Origin of the sequence: Vasconcelosia minhoensis LEGE 07310, from assembly GCF_015207255.1 — a bacterium.
Classification (GTDB): Bacteria; Cyanobacteriota; Cyanobacteriia; order Phormidesmidales; family Phormidesmidaceae; genus Vasconcelosia; species Vasconcelosia minhoensis.
In genome coordinates, this window is record NZ_JADEXG010000032.1 from 39,138 (window position 1) to 55,590 (window position 16,453).

The window sequence follows — 16,453 nt, forward strand, 5'->3', positions numbered from 1 at the left end:
AGACCTCTCAAAAATCATGTCGGATTGCTATAGTCGTACTTTGAGAACTTATTACTATTGCTACTGTATGGCTTGAAACATAATTTACAACTTTAAAAAAGTTAACAGTAAAGAGGTTTCACCTAGACTATACAAAATTGCAAGATCTATAGGGCTTCACGCATGAATGTCATTCCCGCAATTGACCTGCTGGCGGGTCGCTGTGTGCGACTGTACCAGGGCGACTATGAGCAGTCGCAGGTGTTTGAGGAAAATCCCGTAGCGGTAGCGCGGCGGTGGGTAAGTGAAGGGGCGACCCGGCTGCATCTGGTCGATTTAGACGGCGCTAAGCAGGGCCAGCCGGAAAACGGGCAGGCGATTGAGGCGATCGTTCGAGCGGTGGATGTGCCGGTACAGGTTGGCGGCGGACTGCGGGATCGCGATCGCGTCTCTGCCCTCTTTGACCTCGGCGTCCAGTCCGCCATCCTGGGCACCGCTGCCGTTGAAAATCCCCAGCTGGTCGGCGAGCTCAGTCAGGCATTCCCTGGCCAGATTATTGTCGGCATCGATGCTCGTAATGGCAAAGTTGCGACTCGGGGCTGGCTAGAAACCTCAGAAATTACGGCGATCGACCTGGCTAAGCGAATGGGCGACCAGGGCGCGGCGGCAATTATCTACACCGATATTCAGCGCGATGGAACGCTGCAAGGCCCCAACCTGGAGGCGCTGAGAGCGCTGGCCAGCGCGGTTAAAACGCCGGTGATTGCTTCGGGAGGGGTCAGCAGCCTGACCGATCTGCTCAGCCTGCTGGGGCTGGTGCCGCTCGGCGTCACCGGCGTGATCGTAGGTAAGGCCCTCTATACGGGCGACGTCGAGCTGAAGCAGGCAATTCGGGCGGTTGGCCAGGGCCGCTGGCAGGATGTGCCGCCTGACCTGGGACAGTCTGTCTGGACCTAGTCTGACCGGGCCTAGTCCGGCTGGCTAAGCTGCTCGATTTCTGCTCGAACGGCGGTTAGCTCCTCAGTCAGGGTTTCGAGCTCGGCCTGGACGCTGGGGTTGATGGCTGGCGTTGCAGTCGTGTCAACCGTCGTCCGGCTAGGGCTATCGCCATTATTGAAGGGAGAACTGGCGCTTCTGAACGGCTCCGGCATTTGGGACATGATCCCATTTACAAAGTCGCGGGCCTCTTTTTCAGTCAGCGCTCCCTTCACTTCGAGCTCATCGGCCAACCGTTCGAAGTCTGTGCCAATGTCCGAAAATTTTTCAGAGGACTGCTGCGGATTTTGGACCGCGTCTACCGCTGAGGCCGCAGCGCCTAAGGTGACGCGAAAGCTCTTTTGGATCAGTTCTGCAATCGTCTCAGGATTCATAATCGGCCTACCTAAATAGGGATGAGTTTGGGCTTGCCAACTTAGTATAGCGGGGCTGTTTGCGACGATTAATCATCCCAATGTAGGAAAGTCAACCCGCGCTGATAAACGCGCAGCTCGGAGGCTAAAAAAATTAGCTCATTCTAGATACAGGTTCAGATCTTCAATCAGCCGGGTCAGCTCAGCTTCCGTGGTTAGCCGCATTTTATCGTCGCGCACGGTGATCAGCAGCTTTGCCGCGAAGGGGCTCGGCCAGATGTTGGGATTGCAGAAAATTTCTAAAAACACGTCCCCGGTGTGCTGATATTCCATCGACGGCTCTGGCGTTTTGATGCCGCCGCTCGACTTGGCTGCTGCGATGGTTTTGAGGCTTTGCATGAGATCCGCGATCGCGCCCTTCAGCTCCGCTGCCGCCGCCTGCGAAAAATTAAACCGCACAGAACCCTGAACCAGATTGATCGTAATTTGAGACATGAACTCAGCGGATGAAATGGATTTAGGCCGAAAACGCCAGTAGCAGGTCACTCCCGAAAGCGTACCGATATGACGTTGCGCCTCCCGTCAGAATACATCATCCCAGTGACGGCGACTTATCCTGCCCTATCGATATAGATTCTGCTGCGGTCGAAAGCCTCATCGCCCAAGGAAACGCCTGTTTTGGGAAGCTGAGCAACCCATGCGCGAAAATTCTGAGCCCGTTCTGCGGGGGTCAACCGTTGCCAGATACGTCTTTTGCGCCACCAAGAGTACGGATACATAGGGCCTGAGGATACCGCCGCCGTTATTTTCGAGGATAGTCGCGATCGCGTCTAATAGTTCCCGCTGCTTCACCTCTGGCTGAATCAGGTAGTCCGACTGAGTGCGGACCAAATCAAGGTATTGCTGCGTGGTGTATTGCAGTGACCAGGGATAGCGCTTAACAATGGGCTCTGCGAAGCATTCACTGGCAATCAGCTCCTGCTCTCTCTCTTTTTGCAGTTCTTCAAATGGCCTAATTCGCCATTCAGCGTAAGTGATGAAAATCTGATCCAATTGCTGGAAAATCGCATCGTCAGACTTGGAAGCAATGTTCCAAATTAGCGCAATGTTACCCGTCGGCTTCAACGCCTGAGCCGCCTTGGCATAGCCGACTGTCGGATCGACCCAGTGAAATGCCTGAGCCGACATCACCAGGTCATAGACTTCGGTCTGAAGCGGCCAGTCTTCAAAGGTGCTGGTCTTGATGGTTGCATTAGGGTAGGGACGCAAATTCTCCGCAGCGACGGCGGCCAGATTGTTGCCTGGCTCTAGGCAGTGAAGGTTAAAGCCGCGCCGGGCCATAGGAAGGGTCGCTTTGCCGGTACCTGTTCCAATCTCTAAGATTTGGGCTGTCGGTGAAAGCTGAGCCAGTTCCAACAGGTCTGCCATCAGCTCGGCTGGATAGTGAGGCCGAGCCATATCATAGAGCTGAGCAATCTGGTTAAAAGTTCGGCTGCGCTTTTTGTTTGTGTTCATCGCATCGAGCACTTTTCTCAAGCCCTCAACTTGCTCGCCTTCACTCATGTCCAAGCTCGAAAGAAGGTATTGTCCTGCCAGGCCGCCGCTGTGCGCTGCTCAATCTCAGCCAGCGCGATCGCATCTAAGGGTTGAAATTCCGTCGCCACTCGCACATTTTCTTCCAGCTGCGCAATCGATTCTGCGGCAATCACCGCGCAGTGAACTCCGGCCTGAGATAGCGTGTATCCTAGCGCCTGGTGCATTCCATCTAGCACCCCGGGCTTAAACAAGCGGCCATAGGCCGGTACCTTCATCGCCGTGACCCCGACGTTTTGCGCTTGAGCCAGGGGCAGTACGCCAGGAATAAACGGACGCGGATGATAGCGATCCGCCGCATTCACCGGAATCAGGGTATGGTCAAACGGATAGCGCTGCAGCCCAGCTGCAATAATCTCAGGCTCATGATGGCCCGTGATACCGCTAAAGCGAACTAAACCCTGCTCCTTTGCCTCTTCCAGCGCTTTGACCGCACCCTGCGCCCCAAACAGCAGCTCCAGCTCAGACGCAAATGAAACGTGATGAAATTGCCAAAGATCGAGATAATCGGTGTTGAGCCGCTGCAATGAGCGCTCCAGCTCGCGCCAGGCACCATCGCGATCTCGCATTGCCGTTTTGCTCGCCAGGAAGATCTCAGCTCGATAGGGCGGTAAGGCTTTACCCAAGTACGATTCGCTGGGTCCATAGCTGGCTGCGGTATCGAAATAGCGAATGCCCAACTCCAGCGCTCGCTGAATCTGCTCTAATGCAGCCTGCTCTTGATTGGATCGCGATAGCGGCGTACGCCCGGCTCCTCCTAATCCTAAAACTGGCAGCTGTGTGCCGGTGCGCCCTAGCTGCCGCTGGGGCATCGGATTCGATCCCGTAACCCATGGATTGGCTGACGCAGCATCAGCCGAGAAAGCAGCGGTATCAGACTTTTTTTCATTGATTGACGATGTCTGCTGATGCTGAACTACCGAACACCCGACTATTCCTATTGCGCTGGTCAGGCTGGTTGCTAAAAACGTTCGGCGGGTCTTCTTGGGGCATGTCATTTTAATGCAGTCGCTCAGCGTCTTTTATCTTGTCAAACTTTTCTCAATATTTTCTTACGGTATACTAGCTTAGAACAATTCTGCTGTTCTATGGCGGTGCTGCTCTTAAGACCAGCCTCCGAACAAACTATGGTCACCCTCCAGCTTCGACAGCTCGATGTTCCGCCGGGTCAGCGGCTGCTGATCCGCAACCTCGATTGGCAACAGTTCGAGCGCATTTTAGCAGAGCTGGGCGAAAGCCGGTCTGCACGCATTGCCTATAGCCGTGGCACTTTGGAAATCAGGATGCCGACTCCAGAGCATGAAGTTGATAAAGAGCTGATCGGTGACCTGGTCAAAATTCTACTGGATGAGCTAGAGATAGACTGCGAGTGTTTCGGCTCGACGACCTTCAAGCAGGAAGCGATGCAAAGTGGGATTGAACCCGATCAGTGTTTTTATATTCAAAATCAGGCGCAAATGCGAGGAAAGCGCCGAATTAACCTGACCGTTGACCCGCCACCCGATCTTGCCATTGAGGTCGATGTTACCTCTAAAACTCAGCTCGATGCCTATGCTGCCCTCGGCGTTCCTGAACTCTGGCGCTATGAGAAACAGCTCAGTATTTATGTTTTGCGGGCAGGTCAGTACCAGCTAGTCAACGTCAGCCCTACGTTTCCGACCTTGCCGATCCTCGGTCTGGTGGCAGAGCTGCTTGAGCAGAGCTCTCTGCTTGGCAGAAGTCCTGCTTTGCGAGCCTTACGTCGGAGAATTCAGGCGCTCAGGTAGGAAAAATTACGGCTAAGGCGGGTAACTGCCGATACAAAAAGCTTGGAGCAGAGCCCGTAGACTAGCGCCTAAGCAGGTTATGACAAGTTTGGGGTACGGCGATGGTCACTGTGGAAACTCAGCCAAGGCAGGCCGATATTTACGACTGGCTGCGGGACTGGCAGCCGCGATCGCTCTCCCAATCCGCCCTCACCCTGCCCTCCGAATTCTACAGTTCAGCGGAACTCTACCGGCTAGAGCAGCAGCAAATCTTCGGCAAATACTGGTACTACGTCGGCCACCTCAGCCAGCTTCATGGGCCAGGCTCCTACTTCACCGTAGACATTGCCGAGCAGCCTTTAGTCATCGTTCAGGACAAGGCCGGAACCCTGCGCGGCTTCTTCAACATCTGCACCCACCGGGCCGGGCCGGTCGCTTTGGACAGCGGCCAGTGCAAGCGCCTGACCTGCCTCTACCATGCCTGGAGCTTTGACCTGGAAGGCAACCTGCGCGGGCTGCCCGACATGGAGGCCGCCGAGAATTTTGACCGGGCCGAGCACGCGCTAACGCCGGTGAAGGTCGAGACCTGGGGGCCGTTTATCTTCGTCAACCTGGACCCAGAGTCCGACCCGCTGGCGGTGCAGATGGGTGAGCTGCCCGAGATGATGCAGCGCTACCAGCTCCAGACCTGGCATCGGGCGCACAGTGTGGACTATTGGACCGACACCAATTGGAAGCTCTATGTAGAAAACAATACCGAGAGCTACCACGAGCCCACCGTTCACCCGATTTTGGCCAAATACTATCGGCAGGTGACCGCAGAGGCCCGCTATCACTACTACCTGCAATACACGCCGGTGCTGCCCGACTCGGGCGAAGTCCTGTCGGTCTATCCCGAGGGCACCTTTCAGCCCGGGCTAAATGAGAAAGAGATGACCGGCGTTTCTACCGTTAGCTTCTTCCCCAATTTTGCCTGGATTATCGCGCCCAACTGCGCCATCATCTACCTGATTGATCCCCAAGGGCCGTCTCGTACCAGGGTGCGCTGGGACTGGCTGGTGCCCGATCAGCCCGCGGCGAAGTCAGCTGAAAACCTAGAGCCGCTAATCCAGTTCTACGACGACATCCAAAAAGAAGACCTGACGCTGCTGCCGGAGATCCAAAAGCGGGTTCAGTCCATCGGCTATCGGCCCGGTCGGCTCTCGCCTCGGCGAGAAATGGGGACGCACCTGTTTCAGGAGCTAATTGTGCGGGCATTAGCTGCCGGGGTCTCACCTTAGTTCTATGGCTCAGACTGCTCCTCTGCTCTGGGAAGAACTGACCTGGGACGCGATCGCGCAGCTGCGAGACAGCGGCATGGATATGGCCATCCTGCCGGTGGGCGCCACCGAGCAGCACGCCCTGCATCTGCCGGTCGGGGTCGATACCTTCTCGGCCAGTGCCGTCGCTCAGGAGGTCTCAGCGGAAACCGGTATCCCCGTCCTGCCCCGCAATCCTGTGGGGTTCTGAACTCTAACTGGATAGACCTATGTCTGAAACGCTTTCGCCTGAACTCCAGTCCCTCAAAACCTCCCTGGAAGAACGAGGGGTGAAATATGCGATCGCCAGCTTTGTCGATATCCACGGCATGTGCAAAGCCAAAGTCGTGCCCCTGGCTCACCTGGGGCAGATGATGTCCGGGTCGGAGCTGTTTACTGGGGCGGCCCTAGACGGGGTGCCGCAGGCGATTAGCGACCCGGAAGTAGCGACCATGCCCGACCCGGACAGCGCTACGGTGCTGCCCTGGGACTCAGAAAAGGTCTGGTTTGCCAGCGACCTCTATCTGGGCGATCGGCCCTTTGACGCCTGCTGCCGTAGCATTCTCAAGCAGGTGCTGGCCCAGGCGGCGGAGATGGGATATCGCTTTAATTTGGGGATTGAGACCGAGTTTTTTATTCTGAAAGAGACCGAGCAGGGGGTACTGCCGGTTAGCGATCTCGACAACCTAGCCAAACCCTGCTACGACCTGCAGGGGCTGCTCGACAACTTTGCCTGGGTGAGCGAAATCGTCGAAGCGATGAACCAGCTGGGCTGGGACGTCTATTCCTTTGACCATGAAGACGGCAACGGTCAGTTTGAAACCGATTTCACCTACTGCGACGCCCTGAAGATGGCCGACCGGCTCACCTTCTTTCGGCTGATGGTGAAGGAAATTGCCCGGCGGCACGGCTATTTCGCCACCTTTATGCCCAAGCCGTTTAGCGATCGCACCGGCAGCGGTGCCCACTACAACATGTCGCTGGCCGATCTGAAAACCGGCGAAAATCTGTTTGAAGATCCAGACGACCCGCGCCGCTGCGGGCTCTCCCAGCTGGGCTATCAGTTTATTGCGGGCGTGCTGCGCCACGCGCCGGCGATTGTTGCGGTCACCTGCCCCACCGTTAACAGCTACAAGCGACTGGTGCCCCAGGGCAGCATGTCGGGCTTTACCTGGGCACCGGTCTACATTTGCTATGGCAACAACAATCGCACGAATATGCTGCGCATCCCCATGGCCGGAGGCCGGGTGGAATGTCGGGCCGCCGATATTGCCACCAACCTCTATCTGGGGGCGGCAATGATTCTGGCGGCGGGGCTAGAGGGCATTCGGGAAGGACTCGACCCAGGCGAACCCCATACGGAAAATATGTACGAATATTCCCAGGCAGAGCTTCAGGAAAAGGGGATAGAGACCCTGCCCAGAACGCTTTCAGACGCGATCGACGCCTTTGCCGCCGACCCGCTGAGTAAAACGGTGATGGGGCCGCTGATGTTCGACACCTACGTTGATTTCAAGCGGCAGGAGTGGGAAGACTACCACTCTCACATTTCTGACTGGGAAATTCAACGCTATCTCAAGTTCTTTTAATCTTCAACTATCCTCAATTTCAACAATATTTTGATCGGGAGATCTATTGACCATGGCTCAATCTACAATCAACCCGACTACCCACGACTTTTCTCCCATTCAAGAACAGCGCTATCTAGAACCCTCTACGTTTTGGAGTATCCGCCAGGACTTTCCCAAATGGCTGGGAATGCTGATCTCCGCTCTGGCGCTGGCCGTTCCCATCGCGCTGTGGGCGTTGGTCAGCTATGCCGGCTGGGTGACGCCAGCCTTTTTGCCCACGCCGACTGCTGTTTTCAGCGCGGGGATGGACATGTTCGTCAGCGGCGGGCTAGTGATTGATGTGCTGGTGAGCTGCGCTCGCGTCGCCGCAGGCTTTCTCGTCGCCGGAATTATTGGCGTCCCCATCGGCATTGCCATGGGCACCTTCTACAGCATGGAAAGCCTGTTTGCCCCCATTGTGGGGACGGTGCGCTATATGCCGGTGATGGCTTTCGTGCCGCTGATTGTAATCTGGGTCGGCCTGGGGGAACCGTCTAAAATCATCATTATCTTCCTCGGCGTAGTGCTTTACAACGCCATCATGGTGGCGGATGCGGTAAAGTTTATTCCCAATGAGATGATCAATGTCGCCTATACCCTGGGGGCAAATCGGGCTGAGGTGCTGACTCGGGTAATTGTTCCCGCCGTCTTCCCCAGCGTCCTGGATACGCTGCGGGTAAACATTTCCGGGGCCTGGAACTATCTCGTAATCGCCGAGCTGGTCGCTGCCCAGCAGGGCCTCGGCTACAAAATTGTTCAGTCCCAGCGCTTTCTCCAGACCGATAAGGTACTGTTCTGCATCGCTCTGATTGGCATCATTGGCCTGGCGATTGACTATGGCCTAAAATTTATTTCAAGGATGCTCACCCCCTGGGCTGACCAAACCCGCAACTAGTGCTCACCATGCCTCAGCCCTACGATGCCCAGGGCAATCCCCACGTGGCCGAAACCGAATTTGAAAAGCGCTACGGCAACGCCATCAGCGACTGGCTAGAGCGCCACCGCCATCACAGCCTCACCCAGCTATTACAAAGTTCTACAGTAGTGTGTTTGGTTTGGCTATTAAGCATTCCTCTAATATGTCAGACGAGCTATGGTCGTCTGCGGACAATAAGGCCAAGAAACGGTGTGGCTAGCGCTTGACAAGCACAGTAGAGAGATGTTCGGAGCCTGTGCGATCGCAGCCGGGAAAGTGCCAAGCAGCTGTGGGCTTCGCTGCCAAAGGTCTACCGACCCTTTTTTCAGCGCCCTGCTCCTTATAAGATAATCTTTTCTCCCTTTACGCCACCATGCGCCTCTACACCCTCTTAGCCGCAGCCAAAATCAACCTCTACTTAGAAATTCTCGGCGATCGCTGCGACGGTTTTCACGAGCTAGTGATGGTGATGCAGAGCATCAGCCTGGCGGATCGAGTGACTGTCCGGGGGCTGAATATGCCGATGATTCAGCTGCGCTGCGACCATCCCCAGGTGCCGACTGACGCCACCAATCTGGCCTATCGGGCGGCGATGCTTTTACAGGAAAAGTTTCCCGACGTCGCCAACAAGAGCGGCGGCGTCGAAATTACTATCGATAAGCGGATTCCGGTGGGGGCTGGGCTAGCGGGCGGTTCTAGCAATGGGGCGGCGGCGCTGGTGGGGCTGAATCTGCTGTGGGATTTGGGGCTGACTCAGATGGAGCTGCAAGAGCTGGGGGCCGAACTGGGGTCGGATGTGCCCTTTTGCGTCATGGGGGGAACCGCGATCGCAACCGGCCGGGGCGAAGAGCTCGACCCGCTGACTGGCCTGGACTCCCTCTGGGTTGTCTTAGCTAAGTTTGAGACCCTCTCGGTGGCGACGCCCTGGGCCTACAAAACCTATCGCCAGCAGTTTCACCCCACCTACATTTCGGCTTCCGATCAGAGCACCCTGGCCGAGCGCCAGGCCCGGATTCACTCTGGTCCCATGGTCAGCGCCATCTCGGCTAAGGACGGTGCGGCTATTGGCCGGCACCTCTACAACGATTTGGAAAAGGTGGTACTGCCAACCCATCCGGAGGTTTCCCAGCTGCGGGATGCGATGGCTGCCTACGGTGGTTTGGGGACGCTGATGACGGGCTCTGGGCCAACTATTTTTACCCTGGCGGAGACCCAGACCGAGGCTGAGGTGATTCAAACTCAGGTGCGATCGCAGCTCGCCCATCCCAGCCTAAAGTTTTGGGTGGCCCAGTTTTCGCCCACCGGGATTCGTCTGGTCGATTAGGGGCTGCTAAGATAGGACAGCAGGCTCGGGATAGCTTCTCGGATAGATCTTCTGAGACGCCCTCCGGCCAGCTAATCCTTTCTTTGAACTCACGTATGAAGCGTTTACCTTTTGACAATCAGCAGATTATGCGGCGAACCGAAGAGCTAATCGGCGCGGCCTCCAACCGCTATCGGATTACGGTACAGGTTGCCAATCGGGCGCAGCGACGGCGCTATGAGGAATTTGACAGCATCGATGAGTCGAAGATGAAGCCGGTGCTGCGGGCCATCGTCGAAATGTCGGACGAACTTACCCAGCCCGAAATTATTGGGGAATGAAGCGCTTCTGGCTAGCGGCTTGCGCGGTAGCTTGCGTCCTCGTCTGGGGCAGGTTTTCGCATCCCCAAACTGGGGCGGGCATGTTCTCAGCCGCCCAGGCCCAATCTCAACCCGCCCCAGCCTACCGCCGCTCTAATCCCCAGGAGATTGCGGCACAAATCTATCAGCAGCTGCCTGAGCTGCCTTTAGAAAATGACTACCTCAGCCGGGACGGCACTGCCCTGCCGGAGGATACGCTCGTGAGTCGGCTGATCCGCTATCACCTGTATATCCAGAACCGTCCGCCCCACTTTCGCTTTGACTGGAAGCTAACCATGGCCGACTATCTGGGCGCGTTTGAGCAAATTCGACCAGAGCGCTATCCGAGTTCACAGACGCTGCGGACCAACGCCCTTGAAGGGGATAGGGCCGCGATCGCGGCGCTCAGCCGCGAGCAGCGAAATCAGCTGGTGTTCGCGCTGTTTCAAGCCTTTACTGCTATTTAGCAGACATGGTAAAGAACTTGCAGTCGGGATCGGGCTGGCGGCTGGGGTGCGATCGCGCTGCCTCAGAATTCCAGGGCTTAGTCGGCGGTGACGATTGGGCGATCGAGCTGACGGCTGCCGAGTTCGCCGACTTTTGTCGCTTGGCCACTCAGCTAGCGGCAACCATGGCAGCGATGTCGGCAGCGCTATCCGACCAGGAGCGGCTCACCTGTGAGCAAGAGACATCGCGCATTTGGCTGGAGGCCGAGGGCTATGCCGACCGCTACAGTCTGCGGTTTATCTTGCTGACCGGACGGCGAGGCGAAGGTGGCTGGGCGGTGGCGGCGACAAAGCAGCTGCTCCAGGCTCTAGCCAACTCAAATTTTTTTGAAGCAGAATAGACGTTCGCAGCCGAGCTGTGCCATGAATGGGGGCACAGCCTAAATCTCAAATTTCAAGCTTGGTAAATTTCAGGATTGGGGTGTCCCTATGAAAGTCAACGTGACCAGCAATACGCTGTTTAAGCTTAGCCCCAGGCTCTCGGGTGAGCTGCCCGACTCGGAAAAGGTCTTTGTTAAAAACGGGACGTCCTTTGAGCTTCAGTCCTATCTGCCAGCAGACAACAACCATACCCGGCTAGCGCTAGCGAATAAAACTTTGGCAGCGGACCAAAAGGTCTGGTATGCCTACAATCCCGACATCAAAGTGATCGACTCTCAGGTCAAGCTTGCCGTGGTCAGCGATACCCTGTTTAAGCTCCGACCCGTCCTGTCAACCCAGCTGTCCGACTCGGAAAAGGTCTTTGTCAAAAACGGCACCCAGTTTGACCTCCAGTCTTACCTGCCGGCCGAGGGCAATCATGTGAAAGTTGCGATCGCCGATACTTTCCTTGGTCCCGACAATCGCAACACCTGGTATGTTTACCGCCCTGACGTGCGAATCAGCGGCTCGACGATTGCCCTGAAGGTGGTCAGCGATACGATTTTTAAGCTTAGACCGCTGCTGTCGTCTCAGCTCCCGAGCGGCGAGCGCTATTTTGTCAACAACGGTACGACGTTCGAGCTGATTGCCCACGAGAAGGCCGAAAATAATCACGTTAAAGTGATCTTAGCCAGCACCGGCCTGGGACCTGACGATGCTAAAACTTGGTATGCCTACGCCCCAGATGTCGTTATCGAGGGCAACGAACCGGACAATCAGCCTAAAAACGAAACCCCGCCGCCGCCCCCTGAACCCTCACCGGGTGACGCCATTCGGCTACCGGGCTTTAGCAGTACCTTCTATCTCTCTAATCCAATTCTTCCTAACGGTAACTTTACCTGGGGCGAAGCCACTAAAAACGGCAGCCGCATTCCCGTAGATAGCAATGCCGTCTATGGCATTATCCGCATTGCCAAAGCGATGGAGGCGGTGCGATCGCGGCTAGGCGATCGCCCCATTAGGGTTAACTCATGGTACCGTGACTCAGCGACGAACAAGGCCGTCGGCGGTGCTAGCCGTTCCCGCCATATCGTCGGTGATGCGGTCGATTTTGTGGTGGCGGGCATTCATCCCTATGATGTATACGATCAGCTCAGCAGCTGGTGGGGCTCCCGCGGCGGTCTGGCCAGCGCTACGGTCTTTACCCACATCGACGCCCGCGGCTACTACGCCCGCTGGAGCTATGGATTTTAAAAAATCTTAGATTAACTTTTAGATTAGCTTAATGTAAGTTAAGGCCAGCTGAAGATTTAGGCCTCTGGGCGATGGGCGGTCGAGTCTGTCCTTTGGAGCGCTTATGCTGAGGACGGAAGCGTCAACCGCTGACATAAGTAGTCGAACAAAATTAATTACACATTTTTTACAAAGGAGAGCCTGATGTCATGCCGAGCCTGTCGAGGCATCTATCCCAGCAGCGTCAGTGATTGAGAGATTCCTCTCTATGCTCGGAATGACAATTCCTTCTATGTAAATTTTAATGCTCAGGTACTTACCTGCGCAAGGCAATCTATGAAAACAGTTTATCTTCATATAGGAACTTTCAAAACTGGTACGACAGCGCTGCAAAAGATACTATTTGCCAATCGTCAGAAGCTGCTTGAGAACGGATACTTTTATCCCGATATCGGCATTCCCAATAAGTATAACCCCGGTCAGATCGCCCTTTCATGGTCATTTACCCACGACAAAGACTTTTACGTTCTCCCCTATAAAACCTTTGATCTGAGAGACATTCGAGAAAGAGCACTAGCAGATATTGAAGCCCATGATGCAGACAATATCATTATTAGCTCAGAGTATTTTTCCTTGTTCAGTACCGAGCAGGTTGCTCAGGTTAAGCAGATGTTTGATGGCTTTAAGGTCGTCATCATTCTATACCTGAGAAGACAGGACAAATTCTTTCTTTCGCTTTATTCTGAGCAGGTCAAAAAGGGATATGCAAAAGATATTAAGGATTTTTGTGAAGAGTTTGAAGAAAGAGGGAACTACTACAAAATTCTTAAAAGCTGGAGTACGGTATTTGGTGATGAGAACTTAGTTATTAAGATATATCCTGAAAGCCGACCTCGGGACTGGCTGATCAGCGATTTCTTGCAGACCTTAAATATTTCCCTGGAGCCCAGTCAGCTGACCCATGGCAAAAAAGCGTTTAATGTCAGTCTTTCTGGAAAGTCGCTAAAAATTATGCGCTTCTTAAACCGCTGGCTGCTCGAACGGTTTTCCTTGCCGAAAGCTTGGTGCCTCTGGCTCTATCTACACCCGCTACAAAGGCAGCGTCCTAAAACCGTCGTGTCATGGATACCCGAATGGCTGCTCAGCAATGAAATACTGGCCCCCGATGATAAAGATGCCCTGTTGAGACAATATAAGCCTCTAAATCGAAAAGTCTCTGAAGAGTATTTAGACCAAGAATCTCATCCTTTCATTTGGTCACAAGTAGAGAAACAGAATTAAACGTAGCGATGGGCTAAGCTAATAAGCACTCATCATGAAAGAACTTGCCCTGTTTGAGCGATCGCGGCTTTAAGCGAGTCAGGACAGTAGGACATATCCACTAAATCAATCTTAAAGTCTGAGTCAATATCCTGCAGCTGGGCAACGGCTGACCAATCGCTTTGAGGAGCAATTCCCCAAACTGCCAAGTCGATATCAGAATTCAGCGAAAACCAGGGACACAGTAGGGACCCAAACACGGCAACTTTTTCCGCCGCGAAGTTTTGCTTCAGCAGATCAGCGGCCTGATGTGCTAGCAGCCAAGCCCGCTGACGGCGCCGAATAATCTGCCGCTGAGTTGATTGACTGCGACGCTGGGCGGAGGCACGGTAAATCGCCATTGCCTGGGAGGTTAGAGCAGAAGAACCCATAGAGCAGAATGAGAGGAAAGAGGATATCTCCCTTGTATTTTAAGTGAGGAAGCAGGGCGCTTCTTGGGATGAGGAAGCGCGATCGCATCAAGCAGCTATGAATTACGGTATAGGCTAAAGCGTTTGATAATATTCTTCTAGCAGGGCCAAGACGGCTGCTAGCTGTCGTCTGTGCTTTTCGCTGGGCTCAAGCTGGAAGCGGATTTGCCCAGCACGGCATCCAGCTTCGATTCTAGCTCGGCGAGCTGCTCGTTCTGCTTCCTCAGCGCTTCGGTTCCTTTCTTGAATTCTTCGTTGCTCTTCCTCAGCGATAAAGTTCGCTTGGCGAGTTCGGAACTCTGCTTCCTCAGCGTTTCGTTGTACTTCCTCAGCCCGGCGTTGTACTTCTTCAACTCGGATAAACCCCCGTAGGACCTGATCCACTGCCACAGTGAAAAACGTGACGGCGGCGAGGAGGAGGCCGACCCACTGGGGCAGGACGATTCGGTATGAGGTGAATTCGAGGGTGTCATAGCTGAGGACAACTCCAGTCAGAAAAACCAGTAAGGTCGCAAAAATCGCGACAAAGGTCTGAAAATCAATAGGCATCTCTGCTGTGATTTTAACCCAGGAAGTTGAGCGTCACGGTGCAGCGCTCAGAGCGTCTGGCGATATTCCTCCAGCAGGGCCAAAACGGCGGCTAGCTGTCTTCGGTGGGCTGGGCTGGGCTCCAGCTGGAATCGGATTTGGCCAGCACGGCATCCAGCTTCGATTCGAGCTCGGCGAGCTGCTCGTTCTGCTTCCTCAGTGATAAGGTTCGTTTGCCGAGTTCGGAACTCTGCTTCCTCAGCGTTTCGTTGTACTTCCTCAGCCCGGCGTTGTACTTCTTCAACTCGGATAAACCCCCGTAGGACCTGATCCACTGCCACAGTGAAAAACGTGACGGCGGCGAGGAGGAGGCCGACCCACTGGGGCAGGACGATTCGGTATGAGGTGAATTCGAGGGTGTCATAGCTGAGGACAACTCCAGTCAGAAAAACCAGTAAGGTCGCAAAAATCGCGACAAAGGTCTGAAAATCAATAGGCATCTCTGCTGTGATTTTAACCCAGGAAGTTGAGCGTCACGGTGCAGCGCTCAGAGCGTCTGGCGATATTCCTCCAGCAGGGCCAAAACGGCGGCTAGCTGTCTTCGGTGGGCTGGGCTGGGCTCCAGCTGGAATCGGATTTGGCCAGCACGGCATCCAGCTTCGATTCGAGCTCGGCGAGCTGCTCGTTCTGCTTCCTCAGTGATAAGGTTCGTTTGCCGAGTTCGGAACTCTGCTTCCTCAGCACTTCGTTGTACTTCCTCAGCGCTTCGTTGTACTTCTTCAACTCGGATAAACCCCCGTAGGATTTGATCCACTGCCACAGTGAAAAACGTGACGGCGGCGAGGAGGAGGCCGACCCACTGGGGCAGGACGATTCGGTATGAGGTGAATTCGAGGGTGTCATAGCTGAGGACAACTCCAGTCAAGAAGACCAGAAGGGTCGCAAAAATCGCAACAAAGGTTTGGAAGTCAATGGGCATCTCTACTTTAATTTTAGCCCAGGGAGCGACAAGACGCTTTTCTAGGTGAGAGGGCGCACGATCGCATCACGTCAGCTAGAAATCACAGTACATAATACTCAAAGCGTTTGGCGATATTCCTCTAGCAGAGCCAGGAGGGCGACTAGCTCTCTTCGGTGGTCGGCACTGGGCTCAAGCTGGAATCGGATTTGCCCAGCACGGCATCCAGCTTCGATTCGAGCTCGGCGAGCTGCTCGTTCTGCTTCCTCAGTGATAAGGTTCGTTTGCCGAGTTCGGAACTCTGCTTCCTCAGCGTTTCGTTGCTCCTCTCGAATTCTTCGTTGCTCCTCTCGAATTCTTCGTTGCTCCTCTTGAATTCTTCGTTGCTCTTCCTCAGCGATAAAGTTCGTTTGGCGAGTTCGGAACTCTGCTTCCTCAGCGTTTCGTTGTGCTTCCTCAGCTCGGCGTTGTACTTCCTCAGCTCGGCGTTGTACTTCTTCAACTCGGATAAACCCCCGTAGGACCTGATCCACTGCCACAGTGAAAAACGTGACGGTGGCGAGGAGGAGGCCGACCCACTGGGGCAGGAGGATTCGGTATGCGGTGAATTCGAGGGTGTCATAGCTGAGGACAACGCTAGTCAGGAAGACCAGAAGGGTCGCAAAAATGGCGACAAAGGTTTGGAAGTCAATGGGCATCTCTACTTTAATTTTAGCCCAGGGAGCGACAAGACGCTTTTTGAGGTGAGAAGGCGCGATCGCATCACGTCAGCCAGGAATCACGGTACACAACCTTCAAAGCGTCTGGCGGTATTCCTCCAGCAGGGCTAAAACGGCGGCTAGCTGTCTTCGGTGGTCTTCGCTGGGCTCAAGCTGGAATCGGATTTGGCCAGCACGGCATCCAGCTTCGATTCTAGCTCGGCGAGCCGCTCGTTCTGCTTCCTCAGCGCTGCGGTATCTTTCTCGAACTCTTCGTTGCTCCTCTTG

22 protein-coding genes are annotated in these 16,453 nt (G+C 54.8%); 13 read left to right on the forward strand and 9 right to left on the reverse strand.

From position 1 onward, the window contains the following. Positions 1 to 162: 162 nt before the first annotated feature. Entirely contained in the window at positions 163 to 936 is a 774-nt protein-coding gene (gene hisA / locus IQ241_RS14130) for a 1-(5-phosphoribosyl)-5-[(5-phosphoribosylamino)methylideneamino]imidazole-4-carboxamide isomerase (RefSeq protein WP_193908242.1), read from the forward strand. 11 nt (positions 937 to 947) lie between these two features. On the opposite strand, the gene IQ241_RS14135 is transcribed toward hisA, so the two are convergent. The 4 genes from IQ241_RS14135 to IQ241_RS14150 all read right to left on the reverse strand — a co-directional run bounded on the left by IQ241_RS14135 (position 948) and on the right by IQ241_RS14150 (position 3,919). Next, complete coding sequence (locus IQ241_RS14135) at positions 948 to 1,349, reverse strand: hypothetical protein (protein ID WP_193908243.1); 402 nt, start codon at positions 1,347 to 1,349, stop codon at positions 948 to 950. A gap of 138 nt (positions 1,350 to 1,487) precedes the next feature. After that, on the reverse strand, positions 1,488 to 1,823 hold the full coding sequence (locus IQ241_RS14140; RefSeq protein ID WP_193908245.1) for a hypothetical protein: 336 nt from the start codon (positions 1,821 to 1,823) through the stop codon (positions 1,488 to 1,490). A gap of 159 nt (positions 1,824 to 1,982) precedes the next feature. Next, positions 1,983 to 2,891, reverse strand: coding sequence for a class I SAM-dependent methyltransferase (locus IQ241_RS14145; RefSeq protein WP_193908248.1), 909 nt, complete (start codon positions 2,889 to 2,891; stop codon positions 1,983 to 1,985). Further along, positions 2,888 to 3,919: an aldo/keto reductase gene (locus IQ241_RS14150; protein ID WP_193908250.1), complete on the reverse strand. Its 1,032-nt coding sequence runs from the start codon at positions 3,917 to 3,919 to the stop codon at positions 2,888 to 2,890. The genes IQ241_RS14145 and IQ241_RS14150 overlap by 4 nt, the downstream gene beginning before the upstream one ends. Positions 3,920 to 4,048: 129 nt before the next feature. On the opposite strand from IQ241_RS14150, the gene IQ241_RS14155 reads away from it, so the two are divergent. The 12 genes from IQ241_RS14155 to IQ241_RS14210 all read left to right on the forward strand — a co-directional run bounded on the left by IQ241_RS14155 (position 4,049) and on the right by IQ241_RS14210 (position 13,532). After that, complete coding sequence (locus tag IQ241_RS14155; RefSeq protein WP_193908252.1) at positions 4,049 to 4,687, forward strand: Uma2 family endonuclease; 639 nt, start codon at positions 4,049 to 4,051, stop codon at positions 4,685 to 4,687. A gap of 101 nt (positions 4,688 to 4,788) precedes the next feature. Beyond that, positions 4,789 to 5,946 carry an aromatic ring-hydroxylating oxygenase subunit alpha gene (locus IQ241_RS14160; RefSeq protein ID WP_193908254.1) on the forward strand — a complete coding sequence of 386 codons (1,158 nt, stop codon included), beginning with the start codon at positions 4,789 to 4,791 and terminating at the stop codon, positions 5,944 to 5,946. Between the two features lie 4 nt (positions 5,947 to 5,950). Further along, positions 5,951 to 6,175 carry a creatininase family protein gene (locus IQ241_RS14165; RefSeq protein ID WP_193908256.1) on the forward strand — a complete coding sequence of 75 codons (225 nt, stop codon included), beginning with the start codon at positions 5,951 to 5,953 and terminating at the stop codon, positions 6,173 to 6,175. A gap of 19 nt (positions 6,176 to 6,194) precedes the next feature. Further along, positions 6,195 to 7,553: a type III glutamate--ammonia ligase gene (glnT, locus tag IQ241_RS14170; protein ID WP_193908258.1), complete on the forward strand. Its 1,359-nt coding sequence runs from the start codon at positions 6,195 to 6,197 to the stop codon at positions 7,551 to 7,553. 52 nt (positions 7,554 to 7,605) lie between these two features. Continuing rightward, positions 7,606 to 8,469, forward strand: coding sequence for an ABC transporter permease (locus tag IQ241_RS14175; RefSeq protein WP_193908260.1), 864 nt, complete (start codon positions 7,606 to 7,608; stop codon positions 8,467 to 8,469). An 8-nt stretch (positions 8,470 to 8,477) separates the two neighbouring features. Beyond that, on the forward strand, positions 8,478 to 8,717 hold the full coding sequence (locus IQ241_RS14180; RefSeq protein ID WP_193908262.1) for a hypothetical protein: 240 nt from the start codon (positions 8,478 to 8,480) through the stop codon (positions 8,715 to 8,717). A gap of 146 nt (positions 8,718 to 8,863) precedes the next feature. Then, on the forward strand, positions 8,864 to 9,814 hold the full coding sequence (ispE, locus tag IQ241_RS14185; RefSeq protein WP_193908264.1) for a 4-(cytidine 5'-diphospho)-2-C-methyl-D-erythritol kinase: 951 nt from the start codon (positions 8,864 to 8,866) through the stop codon (positions 9,812 to 9,814). 95 nt (positions 9,815 to 9,909) lie between these two features. Then, complete coding sequence (locus IQ241_RS14190) at positions 9,910 to 10,134, forward strand: DNA-directed RNA polymerase subunit omega (RefSeq protein WP_193908266.1); 225 nt, start codon at positions 9,910 to 9,912, stop codon at positions 10,132 to 10,134. Between the two features lie 80 nt (positions 10,135 to 10,214). After that, on the forward strand, positions 10,215 to 10,619 hold the full coding sequence (locus IQ241_RS14195) for a hypothetical protein (RefSeq protein WP_193908268.1): 405 nt from the start codon (positions 10,215 to 10,217) through the stop codon (positions 10,617 to 10,619). A gap of 5 nt (positions 10,620 to 10,624) precedes the next feature. Then, complete coding sequence (locus IQ241_RS14200; RefSeq protein WP_193908270.1) at positions 10,625 to 10,999, forward strand: DUF1818 family protein; 375 nt, start codon at positions 10,625 to 10,627, stop codon at positions 10,997 to 10,999. Between the two features lie 88 nt (positions 11,000 to 11,087). Next, complete coding sequence (locus IQ241_RS14205; RefSeq protein ID WP_193908272.1) at positions 11,088 to 12,272, forward strand: D-Ala-D-Ala carboxypeptidase family metallohydrolase; 1,185 nt, start codon at positions 11,088 to 11,090, stop codon at positions 12,270 to 12,272. Between the two features lie 315 nt (positions 12,273 to 12,587). Beyond that, positions 12,588 to 13,532, forward strand: coding sequence for a hypothetical protein (locus IQ241_RS14210; RefSeq protein WP_193908274.1), 945 nt, complete (start codon positions 12,588 to 12,590; stop codon positions 13,530 to 13,532). A 32-nt stretch (positions 13,533 to 13,564) separates the two neighbouring features. Here IQ241_RS14210 and IQ241_RS14215 read toward each other — a convergent pair whose 3' ends face one another. The 5 genes from IQ241_RS14215 to IQ241_RS14235 form a co-directional block, all read right to left on the reverse strand. Beyond that, the gene (locus tag IQ241_RS14215; RefSeq protein WP_193908276.1) at positions 13,565 to 13,942 is read right to left on the reverse strand and encodes a nucleotidyltransferase family protein; all 378 of its coding nucleotides are present in this window, start codon (positions 13,940 to 13,942) and stop codon (positions 13,565 to 13,567) included. A gap of 114 nt (positions 13,943 to 14,056) precedes the next feature. Further along, positions 14,057 to 14,530 (reverse strand): hypothetical protein, encoded by a 474-nt coding sequence (locus IQ241_RS14220; protein ID WP_228021716.1) that lies wholly within the window; start codon positions 14,528 to 14,530, stop codon positions 14,057 to 14,059. A gap of 47 nt (positions 14,531 to 14,577) precedes the next feature. Next, positions 14,578 to 15,009, reverse strand: a complete 432-nt coding sequence (locus IQ241_RS14225; protein ID WP_228021717.1) for a hypothetical protein — start codon at positions 15,007 to 15,009, stop codon at positions 14,578 to 14,580. Between the two features lie 47 nt (positions 15,010 to 15,056). After that, positions 15,057 to 15,488 (reverse strand): hypothetical protein, encoded by a 432-nt coding sequence (locus IQ241_RS14230; RefSeq protein WP_193908285.1) that lies wholly within the window; start codon positions 15,486 to 15,488, stop codon positions 15,057 to 15,059. 142 nt (positions 15,489 to 15,630) lie between these two features. After that, positions 15,631 to 15,969 carry a hypothetical protein gene (locus tag IQ241_RS14235; protein ID WP_193908278.1) on the reverse strand — a complete coding sequence of 113 codons (339 nt, stop codon included), beginning with the start codon at positions 15,967 to 15,969 and terminating at the stop codon, positions 15,631 to 15,633. Between the last annotated feature and the right edge of the window lie 484 nt (positions 15,970 to 16,453).

Bases quoted from the DNA above. Each gene is read 5' to 3' on its own strand.
- IQ241_RS14225 (WP_228021717.1), bottom strand. From the start codon at position 15,009: ATGCCTATTGATTTTCAGACCTTTGTCGCGATTTTTGCGACCTTACTG.
- ispE (WP_193908264.1), top strand. From the start codon at position 8,864: ATGCGCCTCTACACCCTCTTAGCCGCAGCCAAAATCAACCTCTACTTA.
- IQ241_RS14195 (WP_193908268.1), top strand. From the start codon at position 10,215: ATGTTCTCAGCCGCCCAGGCCCAATCTCAACCCGCCCCAGCCTACCGC.
- IQ241_RS14180 (WP_193908262.1), top strand. From the start codon at position 8,478: ATGCCTCAGCCCTACGATGCCCAGGGCAATCCCCACGTGGCCGAAACC.
- IQ241_RS14200 (WP_193908270.1), top strand. From the start codon at position 10,625: ATGGTAAAGAACTTGCAGTCGGGATCGGGCTGGCGGCTGGGGTGCGAT.
- IQ241_RS14155 (WP_193908252.1), top strand. From the start codon at position 4,049: ATGGTCACCCTCCAGCTTCGACAGCTCGATGTTCCGCCGGGTCAGCGG.
- IQ241_RS14145 (WP_193908248.1), bottom strand. From the start codon at position 2,891: ATGAGTGAAGGCGAGCAAGTTGAGGGCTTGAGAAAAGTGCTCGATGCG.
- IQ241_RS14175 (WP_193908260.1), top strand. From the start codon at position 7,606: ATGGCTCAATCTACAATCAACCCGACTACCCACGACTTTTCTCCCATT.
- IQ241_RS14220 (WP_228021716.1), bottom strand. From the start codon at position 14,530: ATGCCTATTGATTTTCAGACCTTTGTCGCGATTTTTGCGACCTTACTG.
- IQ241_RS14160 (WP_193908254.1), top strand. From the start codon at position 4,789: ATGGTCACTGTGGAAACTCAGCCAAGGCAGGCCGATATTTACGACTGG.
- IQ241_RS14150 (WP_193908250.1), bottom strand. From the start codon at position 3,919: ATGACATGCCCCAAGAAGACCCGCCGAACGTTTTTAGCAACCAGCCTG.
- hisA (WP_193908242.1), top strand. From the start codon at position 163: ATGAATGTCATTCCCGCAATTGACCTGCTGGCGGGTCGCTGTGTGCGA.
- IQ241_RS14135 (WP_193908243.1), bottom strand. From the start codon at position 1,349: ATGAATCCTGAGACGATTGCAGAACTGATCCAAAAGAGCTTTCGCGTC.
- IQ241_RS14215 (WP_193908276.1), bottom strand. From the start codon at position 13,942: ATGGGTTCTTCTGCTCTAACCTCCCAGGCAATGGCGATTTACCGTGCC.
- IQ241_RS14165 (WP_193908256.1), top strand. From the start codon at position 5,951: ATGGCTCAGACTGCTCCTCTGCTCTGGGAAGAACTGACCTGGGACGCG.
- glnT (WP_193908258.1), top strand. From the start codon at position 6,195: ATGTCTGAAACGCTTTCGCCTGAACTCCAGTCCCTCAAAACCTCCCTG.
- IQ241_RS14190 (WP_193908266.1), top strand. From the start codon at position 9,910: ATGAAGCGTTTACCTTTTGACAATCAGCAGATTATGCGGCGAACCGAA.
- IQ241_RS14230 (WP_193908285.1), bottom strand. From the start codon at position 15,488: ATGCCCATTGACTTCCAAACCTTTGTTGCGATTTTTGCGACCCTTCTG.
- IQ241_RS14205 (WP_193908272.1), top strand. From the start codon at position 11,088: ATGAAAGTCAACGTGACCAGCAATACGCTGTTTAAGCTTAGCCCCAGG.
- IQ241_RS14210 (WP_193908274.1), top strand. From the start codon at position 12,588: ATGAAAACAGTTTATCTTCATATAGGAACTTTCAAAACTGGTACGACA.
- IQ241_RS14140 (WP_193908245.1), bottom strand. From the start codon at position 1,823: ATGTCTCAAATTACGATCAATCTGGTTCAGGGTTCTGTGCGGTTTAAT.